Annotated in this window: 23 protein-coding genes and 1 riboswitch; of the genes, 12 read left to right on the forward strand and 11 right to left on the reverse strand. The window is 67.2% G+C overall.

Annotated elements, in window-relative coordinates:
• Positions 1-30: 30 nt before the first annotated feature.
• The 3 genes from LQ955_RS00960 to LQ955_RS00970 are packed head-to-tail and all read right to left on the reverse strand — an operon-like array spanning position 31 to position 1,252.
• Entirely contained in the window at positions 31-441 is a 411-nt protein-coding gene (locus LQ955_RS00960; RefSeq protein WP_231026379.1) for a hypothetical protein, read from the reverse strand.
• Between the two features lie 8 nt (positions 442-449).
• Entirely contained in the window at positions 450-776 is a 327-nt protein-coding gene (locus tag LQ955_RS00965; RefSeq protein ID WP_231026380.1) for an MGMT family protein, read from the reverse strand.
• 23 nt (positions 777-799) lie between these two features.
• A complete protein-coding gene (locus LQ955_RS00970; RefSeq protein WP_231026381.1) occupies positions 800-1,252 on the reverse strand; it encodes a GNAT family N-acetyltransferase in 453 nt (150 codons plus the stop codon).
• Between the two features lie 178 nt (positions 1,253-1,430).
• Between LQ955_RS00970 and LQ955_RS00975 the strand changes: the two genes are divergently transcribed.
• Positions 1,431-2,651 (forward strand): NADP-dependent isocitrate dehydrogenase, encoded by a 1,221-nt coding sequence (locus LQ955_RS00975; RefSeq protein WP_231026382.1) that lies wholly within the window; start codon positions 1,431-1,433, stop codon positions 2,649-2,651.
• 22 nt (positions 2,652-2,673) lie between these two features.
• Here LQ955_RS00975 and nagA read toward each other — a convergent pair whose 3' ends face one another.
• Positions 2,674-3,849, reverse strand: coding sequence for an N-acetylglucosamine-6-phosphate deacetylase (nagA, locus tag LQ955_RS00980; protein WP_231026383.1), 1,176 nt, complete (start codon positions 3,847-3,849; stop codon positions 2,674-2,676).
• Complete coding sequence (locus LQ955_RS00985; protein ID WP_231026384.1) at positions 3,846-4,202, reverse strand: YrdB family protein; 357 nt, start codon at positions 4,200-4,202, stop codon at positions 3,846-3,848. The genes nagA and LQ955_RS00985 overlap by 4 nt, the downstream gene beginning before the upstream one ends.
• 135 nt (positions 4,203-4,337) lie before the next feature.
• On the opposite strand from LQ955_RS00985, the gene LQ955_RS00990 reads away from it, so the two are divergent.
• Positions 4,338-5,792 (forward strand): MFS transporter, encoded by a 1,455-nt coding sequence (locus LQ955_RS00990; protein ID WP_231026385.1) that lies wholly within the window; start codon positions 4,338-4,340, stop codon positions 5,790-5,792.
• Here the strand turns inward: LQ955_RS00990 and LQ955_RS00995 are convergent.
• Complete coding sequence (locus LQ955_RS00995; protein WP_231026386.1) at positions 5,720-8,353, reverse strand: sigma-70 family RNA polymerase sigma factor; 2,634 nt, start codon at positions 8,351-8,353, stop codon at positions 5,720-5,722. The two genes, LQ955_RS00990 and LQ955_RS00995, sit on opposite strands and share 73 nt — an antisense overlap.
• A 122-nt stretch (positions 8,354-8,475) precedes the next feature.
• Positions 8,476-8,557: riboswitch (ZMP/ZTP riboswitch) on the forward strand.
• A 43-nt stretch (positions 8,558-8,600) separates the two neighbouring features.
• Between LQ955_RS00995 and glyA the strand changes: the two genes are divergently transcribed.
• Together glyA and LQ955_RS01005 are read left to right on the forward strand one after the other, a co-directional pair.
• Entirely contained in the window at positions 8,601-9,908 is a 1,308-nt protein-coding gene (gene glyA, locus LQ955_RS01000) for a serine hydroxymethyltransferase (RefSeq protein ID WP_390623412.1), read from the forward strand.
• 8 nt (positions 9,909-9,916) lie between these two features.
• Positions 9,917-10,858, forward strand: coding sequence for an aldose 1-epimerase family protein (locus LQ955_RS01005; RefSeq protein WP_231026387.1), 942 nt, complete (start codon positions 9,917-9,919; stop codon positions 10,856-10,858).
• Between the two features lie 170 nt (positions 10,859-11,028).
• Here the strand turns inward: LQ955_RS01005 and LQ955_RS01010 are convergent, their stop codons facing one another.
• A complete protein-coding gene (locus tag LQ955_RS01010) occupies positions 11,029-11,265 on the reverse strand; it encodes a hypothetical protein (protein WP_231026388.1) in 237 nt (78 codons plus the stop codon).
• A 173-nt stretch (positions 11,266-11,438) separates the two neighbouring features.
• Here LQ955_RS01010 and LQ955_RS01015 point away from each other — a divergent pair, with 173 nt between their 5' ends.
• Both LQ955_RS01015 and LQ955_RS01020 read left to right on the forward strand, forming a co-directional pair.
• Positions 11,439-11,933 (forward strand): glutathione peroxidase, encoded by a 495-nt coding sequence (locus LQ955_RS01015; protein WP_231026389.1) that lies wholly within the window; start codon positions 11,439-11,441, stop codon positions 11,931-11,933.
• A gap of 25 nt (positions 11,934-11,958) precedes the next feature.
• Positions 11,959-13,596 carry an MFS transporter gene (locus LQ955_RS01020; protein ID WP_231026390.1) on the forward strand — a complete coding sequence of 546 codons (1,638 nt, stop codon included), beginning with the start codon at positions 11,959-11,961 and terminating at the stop codon, positions 13,594-13,596.
• Positions 13,597-13,625: 29 nt separating this feature from the next.
• Here the strand turns inward: LQ955_RS01020 and LQ955_RS01025 are convergent, their stop codons facing one another.
• Complete coding sequence (locus LQ955_RS01025) at positions 13,626-13,907, reverse strand: hypothetical protein (protein ID WP_231026391.1); 282 nt, start codon at positions 13,905-13,907, stop codon at positions 13,626-13,628.
• A gap of 29 nt (positions 13,908-13,936) precedes the next feature.
• Positions 13,937-14,197 carry a DUF3892 domain-containing protein gene (locus LQ955_RS01030; RefSeq protein ID WP_231026392.1) on the reverse strand — a complete coding sequence of 87 codons (261 nt, stop codon included), beginning with the start codon at positions 14,195-14,197 and terminating at the stop codon, positions 13,937-13,939.
• 180 nt (positions 14,198-14,377) lie between these two features.
• On the opposite strand from LQ955_RS01030, the gene LQ955_RS01035 reads away from it, so the two are divergent.
• Positions 14,378-15,439 (forward strand): SDR family oxidoreductase, encoded by a 1,062-nt coding sequence (locus tag LQ955_RS01035; protein ID WP_231026393.1) that lies wholly within the window; start codon positions 14,378-14,380, stop codon positions 15,437-15,439.
• 45 nt (positions 15,440-15,484) lie between these two features.
• On the opposite strand, the gene LQ955_RS01040 is transcribed toward LQ955_RS01035, so the two are convergent.
• A complete protein-coding gene (locus LQ955_RS01040) occupies positions 15,485-16,444 on the reverse strand; it encodes a quinone oxidoreductase family protein (RefSeq protein WP_231026394.1) in 960 nt (319 codons plus the stop codon).
• 82 nt (positions 16,445-16,526) lie between these two features.
• On the opposite strand from LQ955_RS01040, the gene LQ955_RS01045 reads away from it, so the two are divergent.
• The 4 genes from LQ955_RS01045 to LQ955_RS01060 all read left to right on the forward strand — a co-directional run bounded on the left by LQ955_RS01045 (position 16,527) and on the right by LQ955_RS01060 (position 20,171).
• On the forward strand, positions 16,527-16,961 hold the full coding sequence (locus LQ955_RS01045) for a MarR family winged helix-turn-helix transcriptional regulator (RefSeq protein ID WP_231026395.1): 435 nt from the start codon (positions 16,527-16,529) through the stop codon (positions 16,959-16,961).
• 279 nt (positions 16,962-17,240) lie between these two features.
• On the forward strand, positions 17,241-17,792 hold the full coding sequence (locus LQ955_RS01050; protein WP_231026396.1) for a GNAT family N-acetyltransferase: 552 nt from the start codon (positions 17,241-17,243) through the stop codon (positions 17,790-17,792).
• Between the two features lie 37 nt (positions 17,793-17,829).
• Positions 17,830-18,939, forward strand: a complete 1,110-nt coding sequence (locus LQ955_RS01055) for a hypothetical protein (protein ID WP_231026397.1) — start codon at positions 17,830-17,832, stop codon at positions 18,937-18,939.
• Positions 18,940-19,019: 80 nt separating this feature from the next.
• Positions 19,020-20,171, forward strand: a complete 1,152-nt coding sequence (locus LQ955_RS01060) for a hypothetical protein (RefSeq protein WP_231026398.1) — start codon at positions 19,020-19,022, stop codon at positions 20,169-20,171.
• Between the two features lie 693 nt (positions 20,172-20,864).
• On the opposite strand, the gene LQ955_RS01065 is transcribed toward LQ955_RS01060, so the two are convergent.
• Entirely contained in the window at positions 20,865-21,641 is a 777-nt protein-coding gene (locus tag LQ955_RS01065; RefSeq protein WP_231026399.1) for an IclR family transcriptional regulator, read from the reverse strand.
• A gap of 131 nt (positions 21,642-21,772) precedes the next feature.
• Here LQ955_RS01065 and hutH point away from each other — a divergent pair, with 131 nt between their 5' ends.
• Positions 21,773-23,326 (forward strand): histidine ammonia-lyase, encoded by a 1,554-nt coding sequence (gene hutH, locus LQ955_RS01070; RefSeq protein WP_231026400.1) that lies wholly within the window; start codon positions 21,773-21,775, stop codon positions 23,324-23,326.
• Positions 23,327-23,415: the final 89 nt, after the last annotated feature.

Below are 23,415 nucleotides of genomic sequence, written 5' to 3' on the forward strand. Positions count from 1 at the left end.
CGGGCTGAGTCGCCGGAGGCCTTCGCGGGCCTACGGCGTCCAGCCGTACCAGGCCCCGTTGAGGGGAAAGATGTGCCATGCCCCCGTGCACACCACGCCGGCAGGGTCGACCGATTGCGGCCACCACGTCTCGTCGAGCCCCGCCGTCGTGTTCTGTTTGACGGTCGGGTCACTGCCGGCAGCACAGGGGGTGTACTGAATCGGCGTGGCCCCGGGGCTGAACGTCAGAATGGTGGCGTTCTTCGTCTCGTCGGTCTTGATTCGAATGTTCGTGGCATCGGCGGGAACCCACGACGGAAGCGCCACGGCACCCGTGACGCCCGCCGCGTCGGCGGGTGAGGCGTAGATAGCCGCCTGGAACGGCGGAGCGACGACGTTCGCGATGGCGCAGCCCGAGAACAAAGACGATGCGGCAACGGCCAGCGACAGACTTACCAGCACACGTCGCTTCACAGATTCTCCGGTTTCCACATTGCCACAGCGTAGTCGACGCGGTAGCCCAAACCTGTAGACGAGCTTAGAAGCGGGGTGTGTTCGGCGTCGTAGTGCGGCCGGGCATCCGCTTCGAGGCCGCGGGGTGGATGCCCGCCGCTGCGTACCACGCGCCACCAGGGATGACCCCCACCCGAACGCGCCATGACGGTGCCCACGGCTCTGGCGGCGCGCGACCCGAGCAGCGCTGCGACATCGCCGTAGCTCAGCACCTGGCCCGGTGGAATCGCGTCGACGATCTCGAGGACGAGCGCTCCGAAGTCGTCGGCGGGGGCGTCGGACACGTGCGCGGGCTCAGGATCTCAGTTCAGAGGGTGAGTGCGGCGATCGTCTCGCCGAACTGGGTCTCGCCGATCGGAACGAAGCCGACCGCCAAGAAGAACGCCTCGGGGCCTTCGTCGCCGGGCTCGAACATCACGGTCAGCCGATCGAAGCCGCGCGAACGCGCTTCGTCGGCCAGTGCCGTCACCGCGAACCGGCCGATTCCGCGGCCCTGTGCGGTCGCGGCGACGTTCATGCGCCAGATGCAGCCGCGGAATTCGTCGTGCGGGCTGTCGGGGTCGAAGTTGCCCATGATGAAGCCGACGACCTCGTCGCCATCAAGAACGACCCGCGGCCATGCGGTCGACGGATTGACGTAGGCCTCGGCGATCGAATGCGACACGGGCGCGACGAACTGCTCTTGCCCGGGCTTCAACGTCAGCGTGTTGGCGGCAACGATATTGCTAGCCGACAATTCTTCAAGTCTCAACTCAGCCATGATCACAGGCTACTGGGCGGCGCTCGCAGGCGCCACAGGGTGAGCGTGTGCAACCTGTGGATCGGTGCAGAATCTGAGTGTCAAACTGTCTCTATGTCAAGATAGTTCTGAATGCGGGTAAGCTACTCCTTGGCTTTGTTTTCGGGCCCACGAGGCCCTTTCGCGGTAAGGAGATTGAATGTCGAAAATCCATGTTGAGGGAACCGTCGTCGAGCTCGACGGAGACGAGATGACTCGCATCATCTGGCAGTCGATCAAAGACACGCTCATCTACCCGTACCTCGACATCAACCTCGAATATTACGACCTCGGCATCGAGCACCGCGACGCGACCAACGACCAGGTCACCGTCGATGCAGCGCTCGCCATTCAGAAGCACGGTGTCGGCGTAAAGTGCGCCACCATCACTCCCGACGAGGCCCGCGTCGAAGAGTTCGGCCTGAAGAAGATGTGGAAGAGCCCGAACGGCACCATCCGCAACATTCTCGGCGGCACCATCTTTCGTGAGCCCATCATCATCTCGAACATCCCGCGCCTGGTGCCCGGCTGGAACAAGCCGATCATCGTCGGCCGTCACGCGTTCGGCGACCAGTACAAGGCCACCGACTTCCGCTTCGAAGGCAAAGGCACGCTGACCATCTCGTTCCAGCCCGAAGAAGGCAGTGACGCCGAGCCACAGTCGTTCGAGGTCTTCCAGTCGCCCGGTTCGGGTGTGGCCATGGCCATGTACAACCTCGACGACTCGATTCGCGACTTCGCCCGCGCCTCGCTGAGCTACGGCCTGAACCGCAAGTACCCGGTGTACCTGTCCACCAAGAACACCATCTTGAAGGCCTACGACGGCCGTTTCAAAGACCTCTTTCAGGAGGTCTTCGACGACGAGTTCGCTGCCGCTTTCGCCGAGGCGGGCATCACCTACGAGCACCGTCTCATCGACGACATGGTCGCTGCGGCGCTCAAGTGGGAGGGCGGCTACGTCTGGGCCGCGAAGAACTACGACGGCGACGTGCAGAGCGACACCGTGGCGCAGGGCTTCGGCTCGCTCGGCCTCATGACGAGCGTGCTCTTCACCCCCGACGGCAAGACCGTCGAGGCCGAGGCCGCTCACGGCACCGTGACCCGGCACTACCGCCAGCACCAGGCGGGCAAGCCCACGTCGACCAACCCGATCGCCTCGATCTACGCCTGGACCCGCGGGCTTGCCCACCGCGCGAAGCTCGACGACAACGCCGAGCTGGCGACCTTCGCCGAGACGCTCGAAGACGTCGTCATCAAGACGGTCGAGTCGGGTGCCATGACGAAAGACCTCGCGTTGCTCGTCGGGCCTGACCAGAAGTGGCAGACCACGGAGGAGTTCCTCGCGACGCTCACCGAGAACCTCGCGACGCGGCTGAGCTGATTCGCTAGCCGCGCTGGCATCGTCAGCGCGCAGGTACGAATTCCGTCTGGGTCACCGGTTCGCCGGCGGCCCAGACGCGTTTAACGGCCCAGTTCTCGTCGAGCAGAACGGCGTCAGAAGCGTATCCGGGTGCGAGGTAGCCGAAGCGGGCATCCAGTCTCAGGGCCCGGGCCGGTGACGCGGTGACCGCCCGTACCGCGAGCACGGGGTCGACGCCGGAGTCGACGATGGCCGAGCGCAGGGCAGCATCTTGCGTCAGCGTCGAGCCCGCGATGGTCGGCGTGCCGACAACCGTTGCTCGGCCGCCGACGACCGATACGCTCAGATCGCCGAGGGTGTACTCGCCATCCGGTGCCCCCGCGGCAGCCATGGCGTCGGTCACGAGAACAATCCGCTGGGGGGCGGCGTAGAACGCCAGGGCGGCGACCTGCGGATGCACGTGAACTCCGTCGAGAATGAGTTCGATGGCGACCCGAGGGTCGTCGAGCGCCGCGGTCACCGGCCCCGGTTCGCGATGGTGGATGCCCGGCATCGCGTTGAAGGCGTGCGTGAGCATCGTGGCACCGCGGTCGAACGCCTGCCTCGCGAGATCGAATCCCGCCTCGGTGTGGCCGATCGCGACGACGACGTCGGCGTCGGCCAGCTGTTCGATAGCGTCGAGCGCGCCGGGCAGCTCAGGAGCGATGGTCAGCTGCCGCAGGGTTCCTCGTGCAGAGTCGAGCAGGCTCGAGATCTCGCCCGGGTCGGGGGAGCGCAGGTACTCGGGGTTGTGAGCGCCTCGGCGCCCTGGCGCGAGAAAGGGGCCTTCGAGGTGCGAGCCGAGGATGAGCCCATCGGTCTCGGTCAGGTGAGCGATGATGCCGAGGTTCGTGCGCAAGACATCGTGCGGGCTCGCCACGAGACTGATCACCGACCGAGTGGTGCCGTGCGCCCGATGCACCGCAACCGCTCCGCGAATCGCGTCGGCACCGTCGTCGAAGGCGAACCCGCCTCCGCCGTGACCGTGCACGTCGATGAAGCCGGGGGTGAGCATCCCCCCGTCGGCGTCGAGCACGCTCGCACCGGGTGCTGTCGCCCAGCCCTGCCAGCCCCGCCCGGTACCCGCGGCGAGAACGGTGTGCTCGCCCAGGGCGACCCAGAAGTCGTCGACGATTCCGTCGGCGTCGACTTTCGTCGCGCTGTGGATGACGACGCTCACGCGAATTCCTTGCGGCCCGAGATGACGCCGGTCACCACGGCGAGCACACCGAACACGATCGCGACGAGCCACTGGCCCATCACGAGCCAGGCAAGCGCCGCGGATCCCATGATGACAATCTCGACGAGCGCCTTGCCGAACGGATCGATGCGGATCACGGCCTTAGGCGAACGGAAGAGGCCCCACAGCACGATGGCGAACAACGGTGCGCCGATTCCGAACACGACGTTCAAGAACGGCGGCCACGCCACGAAGCCCCAAAGCCCGAGAGTGAAGAAAGCGAACAGCTCCAGCAGAAACCGAAGAACGTCGAGGGGGCCGATTCGCACGGGTTGGGTGGCTTGCTCATTCACGAATGCAATGCTACTTGCACCCCTGCCGCTCGCGTCGCCGTTGCGGTACGATTGAGTTTGGCTGACGGATATCGTGCGGCCCCGGGCGTACTGACGAACCAGTGCCTGCCGCTTCGCCCAGAACTGGTTTCTCTCGTGACGACTACCGTCAAAGCCCCTTCGACCCCTGTTAAGCCCCGATTCCCCTACGCCGGACTCTTCATTCTCGCCATCGCTGTCTTCATCAGCGTGACAGCCGAGATGATGCCGACCGGCCTGCTTCCGCTCATGAGCGCTGAACTCGGCGTCGGCGAGGCTCAGATCGGCTTGCTGGTCACCTTCTTCGCCCTGTCGGTGGTGATCACGAGTGTTCCGCTCGTCGCCCTGACTCGCCGCTTCTCGAGACACAGCCTCATCGTGGTGGTGCTGTTGGTCGTTTCGGCGGCCGCACTGTTCTCGGCGCTCGCCCCGAGTTACCCGTGGCTTGTCGGTGCTCGTCTGCTGGGCGGAGTCGCGCACGGACTCTTCTGGGCCGTGGTCGGCGCGTACTCCGCACACTTGGTGCCCAAGGAGTACATCGGCCGTGCGGTCGCCGTCGTCACCTCGGGTGGCACGCTGGCGCTCGTTTTCGGTGTTCCGCTGGCGACCGTCGCGGGGCAGAACTTCGGGTGGCGCGCGCCCTTCGCCACCCTCGCTGTGCTCGGCGTCTGCGCGGCGTTTCTGATTCTGCGCTTTCTGCCGCGCGTCAACACCCCCGAGCTGTCGAAGCGAACCGCGGGGTCACCGGCGGATGCTCGCCCGGCGCAGCAGCGCGGCAAGCGCCGAATCGACCCGACGATCGCCGGTGTCGTACTGATCTGTGTCACGACGGCGGTCATCATGGTGGGCCACTACTCGCTCTACACCTATATCGCGCCCTTCTTGACGACGTGGGTCGGGGTGCCGGCCGACCACGTCGGCGCAGCGCTTTTCGCTAACGGACTGGGCGGAGCGCTGGGGCTCGTGCTCGTGGCCGTGTTCTTCGGCAAGCGCCCGATGCTCGGCATCGTGATCGGCGTGGTGACGACGGCGGTCGCCGTCACGGTGATGGCCTTCGTCTCTCCGACCGTCGAGATCGCGATTGGCGCGTTCGTGCTCTGGGGCGCTGCGGGCGGTCTGCTGCCGTCGCTGTTGCAGGCGCGCCTTCTGCATGTCGCTTCGGCGCGCATCCGCGACACCGCGACCGCGTTCTTCTCCACGTCGTTCAACGTCGGCATCGCGTCTGGCGCCGTGCTCGGCGGCGCTCTGCTCACAAACGTCGGGCTGTGGTCGCTGCCGCTGGCTTACCTCGTTCTGCTGGGTGTCGGCCTCGGACTGCTCGTCTGGTCGGCCCTGGGGGCTCACCGACGCCGCGGTGCGGGTGCTGTGCCCCTCGCCGACAGCCCAGCCCTCGCCGACAGCGACAACGCCGTGGCGCGTGGCGAATTCGTCGGAGTCGGTTTCGCCGCCGAGGGATTCACCGGGCTCGATGATGCTCCGGCTTCCGAGGCTTCCGAGTCTCACGTGGCAGGGGCGAAGGTCACGCTGACCGATTTCTCTGGCCCGAAGCGGCCCGCAGACGAATCGCTGTAACGAACCGAGATGGTCACCGGGCCGGCCGAGGTCGTATCGGGCAGCCTGAGCTGAACCGACGCGTTGCCGTCGGAATTCAGCGGCAGCCCGGTGGCTGCGCTGACACCATCGACGATCACGTCGAAGAACGATTGAGCGTCGCCAGACGCGGCCAAGACGTAATCCACGTCGTCGAGTGTCGCGCCTGCCGTCGGCGACAGGATTCTGATGTCGTCGAGCACGACGGCCGTGCTCGACGTCGCGGCTGAAGCCACGCCCGCGTCGGAGACCTGGCGTACCGCGAGCCGATGGGTTCCGAACCCGAGTCCGGGAAAATCGCGCAGGCCGAAAGACCCCGAACCGTCTGCCACGGTCTGAGCTACCACCTCGGCGCCGACCGCCGTCTGATCGACGACCTCGACAGTCGCGCCAGGATTCGCTGTGCCCGCGAGGATCGGGTACAGCTGATTGTTCTCATCGAGCGTGAATTGCGCCTGCGGAGGTTGCGGCGCCTCGTCTGTCGGCGGAGGGGTCGTGGGTGGCGCAGTCGGCGGCGCGGTCGGCGGTGGTGAAGTGGGTGGTGGAGATGTCGGCGGTGCCGTTGGCGGCACAGTCGGCGGCACTGACGGCGGTGGAGACGTCGGCGGTGGGGACGCTGGGGGTGACGCGGGCGGCGGTGATGCAGGCGGGGGAGACGTCGGCGGCGAGGTCGGCGTAGAGCCACCGCCCGGTTGAGTGCTCGCGCCTCCGTTCGTCGGTGACGACTGCGTCGGATCGCCTCCCGCAGTGCCTGTGCCGGAGCCCGATGACCCTGATCCGGACGACCCTGACCCGGACGACCCTGACCCGGACGACCCCGACTCGGACGACCCTGACCCGGACGTGCCCGCGCCCGAGTGCGCAGACTGGCCACCCGCGCCCGACCCGGCGCCGTCGGCTGTGGTGTTCGCGGCGGCCTGTGCGGCGGCGGCTGCGGCCTGCGCGGCTGTCGCGGCCGCCGCTTGCGCAGTTGCCTCGGCGGCGGCCTGTGCGGCAGCCGTGCGAGCCGCGGCACCGGGCTTAGGCGCACCGTACAGCGCATTCGCGTCGAACTGTCGTTCACCACCCGAGGATTGCGCGGCCGCCACCTCGGAGATCGGGGTCGTCGCGGTGTGACTCGCCAGCGGACCGAGCACAAACGCGGCACCGATGGCTGCCGCTACGGCGAGCCCGATGCCCGCCAGCACACCCGGCGACGGCATGATCGAGGGAACGTTCGCCGGGGTGGGCATGCGGCCAACCGCGCGGTCGACGGGCGCTGCGGTGGCGGCGTGGCTCCCAGCGCGGCTAGCCGCTCGGCCGGCAGCGTGGCTCGCGGAGTGGCCTGCGGCGTGACTCGCGGAGTGGCCCGCGGCGCGACTCGCAGTGTCTCCACCGACAGCATTCGCATCGTGGATGGGTTCAGGGCCGCTGCTGCCGAGGGAGTGCGAGGTGTTCGAGTGGGTGTTGAACGCCTGCTGCATCTTGGCGGCGGCGTCGGCGCCAACCGGAGCGGAGCCGCCGCTGACGACCGAAGCGGACCCCGCCGCACCCGACCCCGCCGCACCCGACCCCGCCGCACCCGATCCCGCCCCGCCGGTGCCGACCGAGGCCGACCCCGCCGCACCCGATCCCGCCCCGCCGGTGCCGACCGAGGCCGACCCCGCCCCACCCGCGACGACAGAGCCCGACCCGGCCCCACCGGGGCCCACTCCACTCGCCAACGCGCCCAGCGTCGCGGCCGAAGCGCTGCTGCCGCCCTGCAGCCACACCGTGTAGGCGAGCGCACCGGCGATACCGGCCGCGAGCGGCAGCATCACCAGAGCGAGCCGCGACCCGATGTCTTTGGCCTCTTCTTCGACAATGGTGCACGACGGGCACCCGGCCAGGTGCGCCTCGACACGTTTCGACTCGCGCGGGCCGAGACTGCCGCGGGTGTACGAACCGAGCTTTTCGATGACCGCCGCGCACTCGGTATCGGCCGAGCGAACCAGATGAGCCTGAATCCATGCCTGGCGCAGGCCCTCTCGAGCGCGGAAGGTCAGCGCCGACACCGCGTTCGACGTCATGCCGAGCAGCGGTGAGATCTCTTGCGACGAGAGCTGCTCGACCTCGCTGTACCAGAGTGCCTCTTGCCAGCGGGTCGGCAGCGAGCGAAAAGCCTGTGCGGTGAGGCTCTTGTCGAGGGCCAGCAGAGTCTCGGAGTCTTCTGACGAGGGGTCGGCCAGGGCATCCAGTTCGTCGCTCGCGTCGACGATGCTGGCCTTGCGCCACTGCATGGCCACGTTGCGGATGGTGCTGAACAGGTACGGCCGGAACGCCGCCGTGGGCCCGCCGCCGCCCTTGATGGCCTGCAGAACTTTTGCGAAGCTCTCGGCGACGACGTCGTCGGGGTCGAGGGCGTAGCTGCGGGCGACCGTGCGGCCGGCTCGAGAGTGCCGGTTCCACAGCTCGCCGAAGGCGCGCGAGTCGCCTTCGCGGGTGCGTTGCACCAGCTCGAGATCGCTCGGGCCGTTCTCGTCGCCGAGCACCGCGTGCGCGCCGACCGGCCCTTCGTTGGTCACGGGTGTACTGCCCTTCTAGAATCGGTCTTCGAGGTCTCGCTGCTCGCCGCTGACATTTCGAGAAATATTCGACGAATAGTGAATGATACTCACACCACGTGAGAAAAGCAACGCTGCTATGCTGGCCTGGTCGCAACTGGCGTTCAGATGGTTACCATCGGGAAGCGACTGACACGGATTCGGCCGCTCGCCTGGGTCGCTACGGAACCACCGCACCATTCCGTCCTGTCGAAACCAAGGAGTCACCGTGACCATCAACGCCCCGGCCGCCGCTACCAGCTCGCTGCCCTCGACCTTCAACGATTCGCTCTCGAGTGTCGACCCCGAGATCGCCGCCGTGCTGCAGCAAGAGCTCGGCCGTCAGCGCAACACCCTCGAGATGATCGCGAGCGAGAACTTCGTGCCGCGCGCGGTGCTGCAGGCGCAGGGCTCGGTGCTCACGAACAAGTACGCCGAGGGTTACCCGGGCCGCCGCTACTATGGCGGCTGCGAGTTCGTCGACATCGCCGAAGACCTCGCCCGCGACCGCGCAAAGGCGCTGTTCGGCGCCGAGCACGCCAACGTGCAGCCGCACGCCGGCGCGCAGGCGAACGCCGCCGCGCTCATGGCTCTGGCGACCATCGGCGACACCATTCTCGGCCAAGAGCTCTCGCACGGCGGTCACCTCACCCACGGCATGAAGCTCAACTTCTCGGGCAAGAACTACAACGCCACCGCCTACGGTGTCGACCCCCAGACCTACCGCGTCGACATGGATGTCGTGCGCGCCAAAGCCATCGAGTACCGGCCGACCGTGCTCATCGCGGGCTGGTCGGCCTACCCCCGCCAGCTCGACTTCGCGGCCTTCCGTTCCATCGCCGACGAGGTGGGCGCAAAGCTCTGGGTGGACATGGCGCACTTCGCCGGTCTTGTTGCGGCAGGTCTGCACCCGTCGCCCGTTCCGTTCGCCGACGTGGTGACCTCCACCGTTCACAAGACGCTCGCCGGCCCGCGCAGCGGTGTCGTGCTGAGCAAGGCCGAGTACGCGAAGAAGGTCGACTCGGCCGTGTTCCCCGGCCAGCAGGGTGGCCCGCTGATGCACGTGATCGCCGCCAAGGCCACGGCGTTCAAGCTCGCCGGCGAACCCGAGTTCAAAGACCGGATGCAGCGCACCATCGACGGCTCGAAGATCGTCGCCGAGCGCTTGATGGCCGCCGACTCGGTGGCAGCCGGCGTCAGCGTGCTGACGGGTGGCACCGACGTGCACCTGGTGCTCGTCGACCTGCGCAACGCCCCGATCGACGGCAAGCAGGCCGAAGACATTCTGCACGAGGTCGGCATCACCGTGAACCGCAACTCGATTCCGTTCGACCCGCGCCCGCCCATGGTCACCTCCGGCCTGCGCATCGGTACTGCGGCGCTCGCGACCCGCGGTTTCGGTGACGCCGAGTTCACCGAGGTCGCCGACATCATCGCGCAGGCGCTCAAGCCCTCACCCGATGTCGAGGCGCTGCGAGCCCGCGTGGTGAAGCTCACCGACGGTTACCCGCTCTACGACGGCCTCGAGAACTGGTAATCGAAAACGTGGCAGAAGCCGTCACCGGGCAGCAGTTCACGCTGCGGTATGCCTCCGCCGAGCATCCGCAGGCCGCCGAATCGACCGCCATCGTCACCGAACTGGCCGCGTCCCTTCGCCAGCTGGTGCTCGAGGGCGTCGAATCGGTCGAAACGCACTCGGCGGGGGTTCTGCCCCCCATGGGCGCCGGAATCGTGCTCGTGCCCTGGCCCAACAGAATCGCGGATGCCCGCTGGATTCTCGACGGAAAGCCCCAGCAACTCGACATCACCGAACCGGCGACGGGCAACGCGATTCACGGGCTGCTGCGCAACACGGCCTACCTGCTCACCGACTCGGCCGAGAACTCGGTGACGCTCAGTGCCACGGTGTTTCCGCAGCACGGTTACCCGTTTCTGCTCGACACGAGTGTGCAGTACCTGCTCGACGACAGCGGACTCACGGTGACGCACCGACTGCACAACCGAGGCACCGCAGCCGCCCCGGTGGCGGTCGGAGCGCATCCGTATCTGCGGGTCGGTGACGTGCCCATCGAAGACCTCGTGCTGACGGTCGACGCCGGTACGCAGTTCGAAGTGGATGCCCGGGCGATTCCCACCGCCGAAGTCAGCCTCGACGGGTCGGCCTTCGACCTGCGGGCAGGGCGCCCCATCGGCGGTCTCGCCATCGACCACGGATACGGCTCGGTCGGCTTCACTGACGGCATCGCGGTGCACTCGGTGACCGCCCCTGACGGTTCGGGCACCGAACTGTGGGGCGACGAGAGCTTCGCTTTTGTACAGGTGTATACGCCGCACAACTTTCCCCGCGAGTCGGGGCCGGGTTACGCGGTGGCGATCGAGCCGATGACGGCGCCCGCAAATGCGTTCAACACGGGGGAGGGCCTTCGCTGGCTCGAGCCCGGTGAGACGTTCACGGCGAGCTGGGGCATTCGGCACCGCTCGGCGTAGCCCCCACCCCACTCGGCAGCCCGCGAGAGCGACTCTCCCGGACGAGAGGAGCCGCCGCGCCCATCGCTTTCGACCGGAAACGTCGCGCTCACTCGACTAACGATGTTGCGCGGTCGGAGACAGCAAAGGGCCGGCCCCCTCGGGGAGCCGGCCCTCTTCTGTTCGAAAGGTCAGTTCTCGACGTTCGGCGGAGTCGCGTCGACCTCGCCCACGAAGTTGTACGGAATCGGTTCGACGGTGCCTTCGCCGAGGGCCCAGGTACGAACGGAGGTGGCGCCGTCGGCCTCGAAGGTGAGTTCGACGAGATCTTGGTAGGCCCCGTCGACGTACGGCAGTTCGATGACCTCGGCGTTGCCGACGGTTGTCGGGCCGATGAGTTCTGCTTTGTAGGTGCGTTCGTCGGTCATAGCTTCCTTGCTCTTCTCATGTGCTCTGTGCGCGTCGCTGCGTATTCCCAAGCGTAAGGGGCACGCGGCGGGCGCGTAAGGGGCCCCGGTTGCACGTTCTCTCAAAATATCGGTGCAGCACTTCGAATAAACTAGTGGTGTAGCGACCGCACCGGTCGCGGTGAGGGTGAACGATGACGTCGACGCTGTATGACATTGAATTCCAGACCGCCGAGGGTGAAACAACCACCCTCGACGCCTATCGCGACAAGGTGGTGCTGGTCGTGAACGTGGCATCGAAGTGCGGCCTCACGCCGCAGTACGCCGACCTGCAAGAACTGCAGCGCAGCTACGCCGACCGCGGTTTCAGCGTCGTCGGTTTTCCGTGCAATCAGTTCAATGGGCAGGAGCCGGGCACCGACGCCGAGATTCAGGAGTTCTGCTCCACGACCTTCGGCGTCGACTTTCCGGTCTTCTCGAAGATCGAGGTCAACGGCGAGGGCCGGCACCCGCTGTATTCCGAGCTCGCCGAGGCTCAGGATGCCGCGGGCGAGGCCGGTGACGTGCAGTGGAACTTCGAGAAGTTCTTGATTGCGCCCGGGGGAACGGTCGTCTCCCGGCTGCGGCCCCGCACCGCCCCGAGCGACCCGGAGTTCGTTGCTCTGATCGAAGAGAATCTACCCGCCTGACTTCGCGCGCTGCCATACTCTCTGCATGAGTAAGTGGGGCGCTGTCATCATTCTGGGTTTGGCGCAGTTCGTCATGGTGCTCGACAGCACCGTGATGAACGTGTCGATCTCGACGGTCGTGAAAGATCTCGACACGTCGGTCGCGGCCATGCAGGGTGCCATCACGTTCTACACCCTCACCATGGCCGCGATGATGCTGCTCGGCGCGAAGCTCGGCGACATCTGGGGTCGCCGCCGCGCCTTCGTCATCGGTGCGATCGTGTACGCGCTCGGATCGCTGATCACGGGGCTGGCGCCCAACATCGTGATGCTCTTTCTCGGCTGGTCGGTCATCGAGGGTTTGGGCGCGGTATTGGTCATCCCGGCCATCGCCGCGCTTGTCGCCAACAACTACCAGGGCCGTGATCGCGTCACCGCGTATGCAATCATCGGTGCCATCTCCGGTGGCGCCGTGGCTGCCGGGCCGCTGATCGGTGGATTCGTCACCACCTACTTCAGCTGGCGATACGTCTTCTTCGGCGAAGTGGCCATCATGGTCGTGGTGCTGCTGCTGTGCCGGCGCGTCACCGACAGCAGCGTGCCGCAGAAAATCCGAGTGGATGTTCTGAGCGTTCTGCTCTCGGCGCTCGGCCTCGTGGCGGTCGTCTTCGGAATGCTGCAGAGCAAGACGTGGGGCTGGATTCTGCCGAACCACCCGCCCGAGATCGGCGGAAACCCGGTCGAGCCGCTCGGGTTGTCGCTCGTTCCCTACTTCATCGTGGGCGGCGCGGCGTTGCTGTGGCTCTTCATTGTGCGCCAGCGGTACCTTGTGCGAACGAACCGGCCGCCACTGGTGCACGTCTCGATGTTCTCGATCGCGCAGCTTCGAGCGGGACTCTCGGTGCTTGCTGCGCAGTACGCCATCACCGCGGCCATCTTCTTCATGATTCCGGTCTACCTGCAGATGACGCTCGGGCTCGACGCGCTGAGCACTGGGCTGAAGATCTTTCCGCTCTCGATTTCGCTCATCGTGTTCTCGATTGTCGGAACCCGGCTGACGGCGATCTGGTCACCGCGCCGCATCGTGCGACTCGGTCAGATCATCTTGATCGGGGCGTCGCTCTTCTTGCTCTCGTCGGTGTCGCTCGACCTCAAATCGGTGCCGTTCGCCGTGGGGATGTTCTTCGCCGGCGCCGCCCTCGGCCTGCTGGCTTCGCAGCTGGGCAACGTGAACATGTCGGCGGTCACCGAAGAGCAGACCAGCGAGGTCGGCGGCCTGCAGGGAGTGTTTCAGAACCTCGGTTCGTCACTCGGAACCGCGCTGATCGGCTCGGTGCTGATCGGGTCGCTGGCCTCGGGATTTCTGGGTGCCGTCAGCTCGAGCGACCTGCCCAGCACGGTGAAGTCGCAGGTCAGCGACAGCACTCAATCGGGCGTGGAGATCGTGCCGGTGACGACGGTGACGGCCATCGCCGAAAAGGCTGGTGTGACGAGTGCTCAGGCCGCTCAAGTGGAATCGCTGTACGGCGACTCTCAAGTGTCGGCGCTGCGGCTGTCGTTTTTCGTGCTCACCGTGATCGCCATCGTCTCGCTGTTGTTCTCGAAGAACATTCCGACCCAGTTGGTCGGGGGAGAAGGCGGTGGCCGCTCGAAACGGCGCCGACCTGAAACCGCGACGACCTGAAACGGCGATGACCTGAAACGGCGATGACCTCAGACGGCGACGTCGGCGGAGGGCGCGGGCCGGTAGAACCGGCAGATCGCTGAAGCGGCGATGGCGAGTGCGAGAGGCAACGCGCAGAACACCAGCAGGTCGGAGGTCTGCAGCTCGCCTCGTGTCGTCGCGTTCAACAACAGGCCAAGCGCGCTGATGATCGCGGCGTCGAGGGCGAGCACGATGGCGATCCGGTTGCCGTCTCGAAAGCTGTAGACGGCGGCGCCGAGGCTCGCGAAGAAGATGACGAGCGACACCAAGAAAGACCAGAGCGAGATCACGAGGTCAGCCTAGCAACAGCGGCGCGTGGTCAGCAGTCCGGCAGGTCGAGCAGATTGTTGCGCGGGCTGTCGTCGAGGTCGGCTCGCAGATAGCCGCCGCCCGCGTCGACGGCGTGCAGTACGGTGGCGCGGCGGGTGGGCCACGACACCACATACGTGCATCCGCCCACCTCGATGTCGAGAATGGCGTCGGCCGCCGAGATCAGCACTCCGGGCTGGTCTTCGCAGCCGAAGTGGGTGACGTACCCGTTTGCGCTTTTTCGAGTTGCTGTGACACGACGAACAGTCATGGTGTGTGCTCCCGTTAGCCCGGGGCCCGCGTACTTCGCGCGGGCTCTCGTGAAACACCACAGTAGAACTTTCTCTGGCACCCGCAACCCGATCGGCAGCTGTCTGAGAGCTCACTCAGCCGCTCGTAACGTAAACCGACACAATGAGGTACGACGTCGATCGGCAGAACAGAGGTGCACATGCCCGGTGAACGAGTGCTGGTGACCGGAGGCACGGGGTTCATTGCCGCGCGCTGTATTGTGCAGCTGCTGGAGGCCGGGTACCGGGTTCGCACCACCGTTCGCGACGCGTCTCGCGAGCCGGCGGTGCGTGCGCTGGCGGCCGCGGCCGACGTGACGGGCGCCGCCGCCGGCGCCGACCGGCTCGAGATAGTCGAAGCGCACCTTCTGTCGAACTCGGGCTGGCCCGAAGCCGTCGCCGACTGCCGCTACGTGCTGCACGTGGCATCACCGTTTCCGCTCACCTCGCCCACGAACGAAAACGATCTTGTGGTTCCGGCCCGGCAGGGTGCTCTGCGTGTACTGCGGGCCTCGCGAGACGCCGGAGTCGAACGCGTGGTACTGACCTCCTCGTTCGCCGCCGTGGGGTACGGGCGAGCCGATCCGGGCCGCCCCTACACCGAAGACGACTGGAGCGATCTGAGCGCAACGTCGACGGGCGAGGTTACGCCCTACATGAAGTCGAAGACGCTCGCCGAGCGCGCGGCCTGGGCTTTCATGTCGAAAGAGGGCGGTGCGCTCGAACTGGCGGTTGTGAATCCGGTCGCCGTCTTCGGCCCACTGCTGGGGCCGAAGCTCTCGAGCTCGGTCGCCCTCGTGCTGAGCCTGCTGCGCGGCGACGTGCCTGCGGTTCCGCACATGTTCACCTCTGCCGTCGATGTGCGCGACGTCGCCGATCTGCATCTGCGGGCCATGACGCATCCGGATGCCCGGGGCGAACGATTTCTCGCCGTGACCGGTTCGCCGCTCAGCTATCTGCAGCTCGCGCACCTGCTTCGTTCGAGGCTGGGTGAAACGGCTTCTCGCGTGCCGAAGCGGCAGTTGCCCGATTGGATGGTGTCGCTCATGGCCCCGTTCACCCCGCAGCTCGAAGAAATCCGCCCGCTGCTCGGTTTGTCGAAGCCCGCAAGCAACGCCAAGGCGAAACGGATGCTCGGCTGGGCGCCGCGCCCGAACATCGAGGCCATTCTCGCTTCGGCCGAGAGTCTCGTCGAGCTCGGTCTCGTTCCGCGCAGGCCCTGACGCTCGCCCTCTCGAGACCCGGTGGGGGAGTCAGGCGTCAGGGGGTCAGGGCGTGAGTACGAGGCGTTGCGTCGCGGTTGTGGGCTCGGCCCAGACCGCCTCGACTTCGGAGAGCGGCCTCGCCACGACGGTGAGGGTGAACGCGCCTGCGACGATCTGCTCGACCAGCGAGGGGAGCGTGGCGAGAATTCCGCGCGCGCTCGCCGAACCCTGCCCGCTGCCGAGAAAGTGCACGTTCGCCTGGCGCAAGACGGCTGACGGCAGGGCGATCGATTCTCCCGCAACCGCCCCGATCTGCACCCACGAGAGCAGGCGGGCGCGATCGTCGCGCCCGCGCACCAGCGGCAGGATGGCCGCCTCGGCCGGCGCACCCCACAGGTAGTCGAGCACGACGTCGACGTTCGCCGCTTTCGCCTCGAGCTCTGCGGCGACCACGTCGGGCGCGGCAGCGATGTCGATGGTGATATCGGCACCGAGCGCCGGCAATGAAGCGAGCCGCGCCTCGCCACGCCCCGCCGCGATCACGGTGCTCGCCCCGAGGTGCTTGGCGACCTGAATCGCGAGCTGGCCGGCTGATCCGGTGGCCCCGAGAATCAGCACGGATTGGCCGGGCTCGAACGAGATTCTGTTCTTCAGCGCGACCCACGACGACATGGCGGGGTTCATCGCAGCCGCGAGCAGCAGCGGGTCGGCATCCGTCGGCAGGGCGACGCTGCGCCGCGCGTCGATCACCGTCTTCTCGGCCAGGGCGCCGTACAGCGTGTCGGGCAGGATGAAATAGGCCAGTGATCCGTCTGCCCGCCGCGCCACCCCGTCGATGCCCGGAATGAGCGGAAGCTCGTCTGTCGACGTGTAGTGCGACCCCGCCGCCTGAGAGCGCACTCGCGGATGCAGCCCCGATGCGATGACCGTGACCAGCTCTTCGTCTGCACTCGCCGGCACCGGTTCGGCGAACTCTTGGTACCGCGGTGGCTGACCGAAGGTGTTCACGACTGCGGCGTGCATGCTGGTCTTCTTTCGTCGAGACTAGTTGGTGATGCAAACTATATTACTTTGTGTCACCAACTAAATCAACTACGATGGGTGTATGCCAGCACCGGTCACCTCGCCCACGGTCGACGCCCTCGTGCAGTTGAGTTTCGCCGTGCATCTCGCTCTCACCCGCATCGCAGGGCAGTTCGACCTCTCGGTCACCCAACTCCGTCTGCTCGGAATTCTGCGCGATCGCACCCCGAGCATGGCGGCCATCGCCGACTTTCTCGAGCTCGATCGTTCGTCGATCTCGGGCCTCGTCGACCGTGCCGAACGCCGAGGCCTCGTGGCGCGGCGTGCGTCGACAGTGGATGCCCGGGTCATCCTCGTCGAAGCGACACCCGAGGGCCTGGCGGTCGGTGCGCAGATCGCTCAGGGCGTCTCATCGGCGCTCGAGCAGCTGATCGGCGACGCCACCCCCGCCGACATCGACGCCGTGGTGCGCCTCGCGGCCTCCCTTCAGGCCCGCGCCGACCGCGACATGACCTGAGCCGTCTGTAGCCGTTCGGAGCGACGCGCGTATCGTCAGTGGAATTGCTGAGAAAACCTTCGGTTAGGTTGCGGTGAGCTCGCCTTTCATGAATCATTGAAGACATGACTCCGATCGTTACGCTCGTTCGCCCAGGCGACACGTCTCGCGAAGTTGTCGGCAATGATGGTCTCACTGACACTGAACGCGAGGAATTCGCTACGGCGTATCGCGAAGGCGTCGGTAGCCGGGTGATCAGCGCGTCTGCCTTGCGCCGTGCTGCCGAGCTACGCACGAAGCGTGCCGAAGGCTGAGTCGTATAGCTGGGTAGACGCCGCGCCCGAACACGTCACTGCTCTGCAACACTTCATTTGTGCCGATCCGCCGAAGGCCGCTTACGGTGGCTCACGCGAAAAGTACCACCCTCGTCCCTGGGAACTCGAAGTGCAGTCTGGTCTACGCGACCTGCGGCTTCCGCTGCCCGACAGTGAGCGATTGGTCATCGCACTCGACAGCGCGCATGAGGTCGCCGGAGCAGTGCGCCTGTCGTTCGATGTCACTGGCGAGCAGATGATGATCCTGGCAATAGCGACGCGCCACGATCTTCAGCGGCAAGGCATCGCGACAAGGGCACTGGAAATCGCCGTGGACATCATCGAACGCACCAGGGTCGCGTATGAGTTAAATTGCGATATCTGGGCCAAAATCCATCGTGAGAACCTTCGCAGTCAAAAGGTTTTTGCGGCGGCCGGGTTTGAATGGATCGAGTCGGTCGACGAGTCAGGGCTCGACTACTGGGCCAAACTCTTCGTTGCTCCCGACCCGCTTGGGCGCAAGGTTGCAGGTGTATAAAGAGCAGAAGCCCACCGTACGAAGGAGTTCACTCGACATGTCTACCGATGAGGTTTCGTTGAGTTCTGCCGGCCCGCTGCTGTTCGCGCCCGAGGTCGCCGACGACGGCACGGCCGTACTCTTCGTCTCCGACGTGTCGGCCGCAACGGTGTACGCGTTCGAGCTCGCGCCCGAGACACCCAACGCAGGCGAGTCGGATGTTCGGGTCGACCAGCTCGACGCGAAGCTGGCGTCGCTGCTCGGTGTTGAGCGCGGCGATGCGGTCATCAGAGGGATGGCCGTGCATCCCGTGTCGCGCTCGGTGTACCTGTCGATTGCGCGCGGGCACGGTGCCGAGGCCGGGCCGGCGCTCGTGCGAGTGGATGCCGACGGTTCTGTGACGGTGGCCGAGGTCGACGGGCTGACGGTCACGTCGTTCGAGCTCGACGACGCGCCCGACGCCGACGACGAGCGTCAAGACGTGTGGCTCGACGGCAGCGACGCCTCGGCGGCACCCCGCGAGATCTACGGCGTAGAGCTGAGCATCGCCCAGGTTCCCGCCCGCCGGTCGACCATCACCGACCTGGCCTGGGTCGACGGTTCGCTGTTCGTCGCCGGGCTCAGCGACGAGGAGTTCTCGTCGCGACTGCGGCGCGTCTCGTACCCGTTCGACGGTTCGGCGCGCGAGACGTCGGTCGAGATCTTTCACGTCGACCACGGAAAGTACGAGACGCAGTCGCCGATCCGTGCGCTCACGTCGTTCGACGGGGGAGCGGGCATTCTCGCCAGCTACACGTGTACTCCCGTCGTGCATTTCGATCTCGACGACCTCACCGACGGCGCTCTGGTACGCGGGCGCACGGTGGCCGAACTCGGCCCGATGAACCAGCCCTTCAGCCTGCTTTCGTACGAGCGCGACGGCGAGGAGTTTCTGCTCGTGTCGAACACGCGGCATCCGCTGCTGAAGATCGCGGCGTCGTCGATCGCCGGTCAGGCAGCGCTGACCCAGCCGATGTCAGAAGACGGGGCGTCGATGGGTATTCCGCGCGAATCGCTGGATCACCCGGGCGTCACCTGGATGGCGAACCTCGACCGCAGCAACATCGTCGTGGTGCAGAACCTCGACGGCGAACTTCACCTGCGCACGCTCGAGGCGGCCGTTCTCTGAGGCACCCGAGCGAGTCGCGCGTCGACGGGCCGGGCTCCGCGCCCGCGCCTGCGCCGGCGCCCGCGCTTCGGGCCGAGTGGATGAACGGGGCCGCCGTCATCCGTGCCCCCGAGCTGCCCGCATTGCTCGCCGTCGTGCCGGCCGATACACCGCTGGGCGACGGCCTCGTTGCAACTGCCGGCACGTGGACGCGCGACGGTGCTCCCGATGGTGCACGCGGCGGTGCGCGCGATGCTGCGCTCGACGCTGCGCGCGGCGGTGCGCCCGACGGTGCAATCGATGGCTCGCGCGATGATGCTGTCGCACGCTTCACGCCCCGCTTCGCCGCGCCGCCGGGTACGGTCTACACGATCCTCGCGCGCGACGCAGCGACCGGCCCGTGGAGGCGTTTCGCCGAGGTGCAGGTGCCCCGAGCATCCGTCGACCGCAGCACGGTCGTCGAAACGATCGACCCCGGCGTCGACGAGATCCCTGCGAACCTGCTGCGCTTCTCGGTGACCTTCTCGGCGCCGATGAGCGAGGGCGGGGCGGCAGCGGGAATCCAGCTGCGTGACGCCGCCGGCGTCGACCTACCCGGGGCCCTGCTCGACATGCCGCCAGAACTCTGGGATCGCACGCACCGCCGCCTCACCCTGCTGCTCGAGCCCGGCCGCATTAAGCGCGGCCTGCAGCCGAATGTGCAGGCCGGGCCGCCGCTCATCGAGGGCTCCACAATCACCCTCGTCATCGACCCGCAGCTGCAGGATGCCCGGGGCCAACACCTCGCGGCCGGCGCCGAGCGCGTTTACCGAATCGGGCCGCCGCTGCGGTCACGCATCGACCCCGCGCTCTGGCACATCACCTGGCCTGTTCCGACGGCAGCCGCGTCGGGCGCTGCAGCGGTACCGGCCGCCGATGCCGACGGCGCGACAGCCGACATCGACGCTGTCCGAGGGGGCGCGGCAGCAACGCTGGTCGTGCGCTTCGACCGGTCGCTCGACCGTGCACTCTGCCGCCGCTACCTGCGCGTGCGAGACTCGGCCGGCCGAGTCGTCGAGGGCTTCGCAACCCTCAGCGCCGACGCGACGACGTGGACGTTCGTGGCCGCCGCCCCGGGCATCCACTGGTCTTTGCACGTCGACACCCGCCTCGAAGACCTCGCCGGAAACTCGGTGCGCCGGGTCTTCGACCGCGACCTCTCGAGCCCGGCCGACGACGGCATCACCGCGTCGCACGTGGTTCTGGAGCCGTAAGACACCGCGGCTCAATCTTTTCCATCGACCGGAATCGTGAGCGCTGATCAGCGGCGCGAATAGTCACTATTACCGAATTCGATCTGACGAAGTCGCTGCAGCATGCTGCCGATTTCCGGCACCACGAGCATCCACCACCTGCGGCAGAACCTGGCCGCTCAGCAGCTCCGCCTCGCGCCCGGCGAGGGCGAGGCGCTGGATGCCCTGGGCTAATCGCTCGGTCGAAGTACCCCGCGCGGTAGAAGGTGGTCGAGCCTTGCGAGGGGCGACAGGCCTTGGTCTGCTGATCGGGCATGCCCCGAAAACGGAGGAGATTTCGCAGGGGTGCCCGCATATGGCGCTTACCCCTCCGGAATCTCCTCCGGTTTTGCGCGGGCCGCGCCGAGCGGAGCTCTCGACGCGCGGTGGTTTGGCGCGGCCGCACTGGTTCGAACTACTGCGGATGCGCCAACACACCGCGCCCGCGCCCGAAGTACCGCGGGCGCGCCGAAGTACCGCGGGCGCGCCCGAAGTACCGCCGGAGCGCCGAAGTACCGCGGATGCGCCAAACGCCGCGCCCGCGCCCGAAGTGCCGAGGGCGCGCCAAGACACCGCGCGTGCCGGAGGGGCGCCGCCGGGAGCCGCCTGCCGGGAGCCGCCTGCCGGGACCACCTTCCGCGACGGCCGCCGTGCCGAGCCGAGGTGCGAGCGCGGTCAGGCCGTCGCGCCCCGAATGCGCCGCGAGAGCTCGTCGGCGTAGTGGCGTATCTCGGCGGCCAAGTCCGGCCAGCGCTCGGGGTCGATGTGGTCGCGCGCAAACGTGACGGCGATGCCCGCGGCCGGCCAGCCCGAGTGATCGCGCACGGCGACGGCGACGGATGCCAGCCCCTCGGTGACGTCTCCGTCTTCGGCAGCGAATCCGTTGCTGCGCACCCGGGCCAGAACTGCGCGCAGGTCGCGCAGCGAATACGCGTCTCGCGCGGTGCGCACCGTGAACGCCTCGGAGTTCGGAAAGAGGGCCCGCAGCTGCGCGGCCGGCAGCGTCGCGAGCAATGCCCGCCCGCTCGCCGTCACGTGGCTGGGCAAGCGCACTCCGACGTCAGTGATGAGCGCGGGCCGGTGCGGGGCTCGCTCTTCGACGAGGTAGACCACGTCGCGGCCGTTCAGCACGGCGAGGTGGGCGCTTTCGCCGATCTTGTCGACGAGGGCGGCCAAAATGGGCGCCCCCAAACGCGCCAACGGTTCCTGCCGCGTGAATCCCGAGCTGAGCTCAAAGGCGGCGATGCCGACGCCGTATCGCTGCGCCTCGGGGTAGTGGATCGCGTACCCGTGCTCCACGAGAACGCCGAGCAGCCGATAGACCGTCGAGCGAGGCAGCCCGAGCGCCGACGCGACCGACGCCGCGGCCGTCGGCCCGCGCTGGGTGGAGAGAAACGTGACGATCGAAAGAATCTGGTGCGCCGCGGGCGCTGCCGCGCGAGGGCTTGTCATCTGCATCCTCCCTCAGCGCGGGCCGCTGCTGCCGCCCCCGCCGTGTTGCGGTCGCGTTAACAGTCTCACATCTGAGACACCGGATGCCCGTGGGCCCACATTTCGCGGCCCCCGATGTATTTGATGGGCTCATGACCACCACGATTTCCCCCGCCGTCGTTCTCGGCGCGGGCGCCCCGTCGATCGACGAGGTCGTTCGCATCGCCCGGTTCGGTGCGGCAGTGACCCTCGCCGACGACGCGCTCAGCGGCATGGCGACAACGCGCTCGATCGTCGAGCATCTCGCCGACGACCCCGAACCGCACTACGGCATCTCCACCGGCTTCGGCGCCTTGGCGACCACGTTCATCACGGCGGAGCGACGGCGGCAGCTGCAGCAGAGCCTCGTGCGATCGCACGCCGCCGGCTCGGGGCGCGAGGTCGAAACCGAGGTGACGCGTGCGCTGATGACGCTGCGGCTCTGCACGCTGCTGACGGCTCGCACGGGCATCCGCCCGCTCGTCGCCGAGACCTACGCCGCGGTACTCAACGCGGGCATCACCCCCGTCGTCTTCGAATACGGCTCGCTGGGCTGCTCGGGCGACCTGGCGCCGCTGGCGCACTGCGCCCTGGCGCTGATGGGCGAGGGCACCGTTCGCACCCGCGACGGCGAGCTGGTCGACGCGTCAGCGGCACTTGCCGAGGCCGGCATCACGCCCGTGGTTCTCGCCGAGAAAGAGGGGCTCGCGCTCATCAATGGCACCGACGGCATGCTCGGCATGCTGGCCCTCGCGATCACCGCCCTCGACCGGCTGATGACCACCGCCGACATCTCAGCGGCCATGAGCGTCGAAGCGCTGCTCGGAACCGACGCGGTCTTCGCGGCCGATCTTCAGGCGCTGCGCCCGCAGTTCGGCCAGAGCGTGTCGGCACGAAACATCGCCCGGATGCTCGCTTACTCGCCTCTCGTCGCGAGTCACAAGGGCCCCGAATGCACGCGCGTGCAAGACGCGTACTCGCTGCGCTGCGCGCCCCAAGTGCACGGCGCCGCGCGCGACACCATCGCTCACGCCCGCCTCGTGGCCGAGCGCGAACTCGCGTCGGCCATCGACAATCCCGTCGTGACGCTCGACGGCCGGGTCGAATCGAACGGCAACTTTCACGGCGCTCCCGTCGCCTACGTGCTCGACTTTCTCGCCATTGTCGTAGCGGATGTCGCGAGCATGTCAGAACGCCGCATCGACCGGATGCTCGACCCTCGCCGCAACGAAGGCCTGCCGCCGTTTCTCGCCCACGAGATCGGGGTCGACTCCGGGCTGATGATCGCTCAGTACACCGCGGCCGGCATCGTCTCGGAGCTGAAACGACTCGCGGCACCGGCGTCGGTCGACTCGATTCCCTCGTCGGCGATGCAAGAAGACCACGTATCGATGGGCTGGGCGGCCGGCCGCAAGCTGCGGATCGCTATCGACGGTCTCGCCCAGGTGCTGGCGATCGAGGTCATGACCGCCTCGCGGGCGCTCGATCTGCGCGCCCCGCTGCTGGCAGGGCCCGCAACCGGAGCCGTTCGCGACCGGGTCAGAACCGTGGTGGCCGGGCCTGGTGCCGACCGGTATCTCGCGCCCGAGATCGCCGCGGTCGTCGAACTCGTCGCCGACGGCTCCGTGCTGGCGGCCGCGAGCACGGAGCTCGGCGCGCTCGAGTGAGTCCCGTGTCGCTGCCGCTGCCGCTTCCACATCACCTCACCGCATTCCACTGAGAAGCCTCCCCACCCCACACCTGTCACACCACCGAT

This window comes from Subtercola endophyticus (genome assembly GCF_021044565.1).
GTDB classification, from domain to species: Bacteria; Actinomycetota; Actinomycetes; order Actinomycetales; family Microbacteriaceae; genus Subtercola; species Subtercola endophyticus.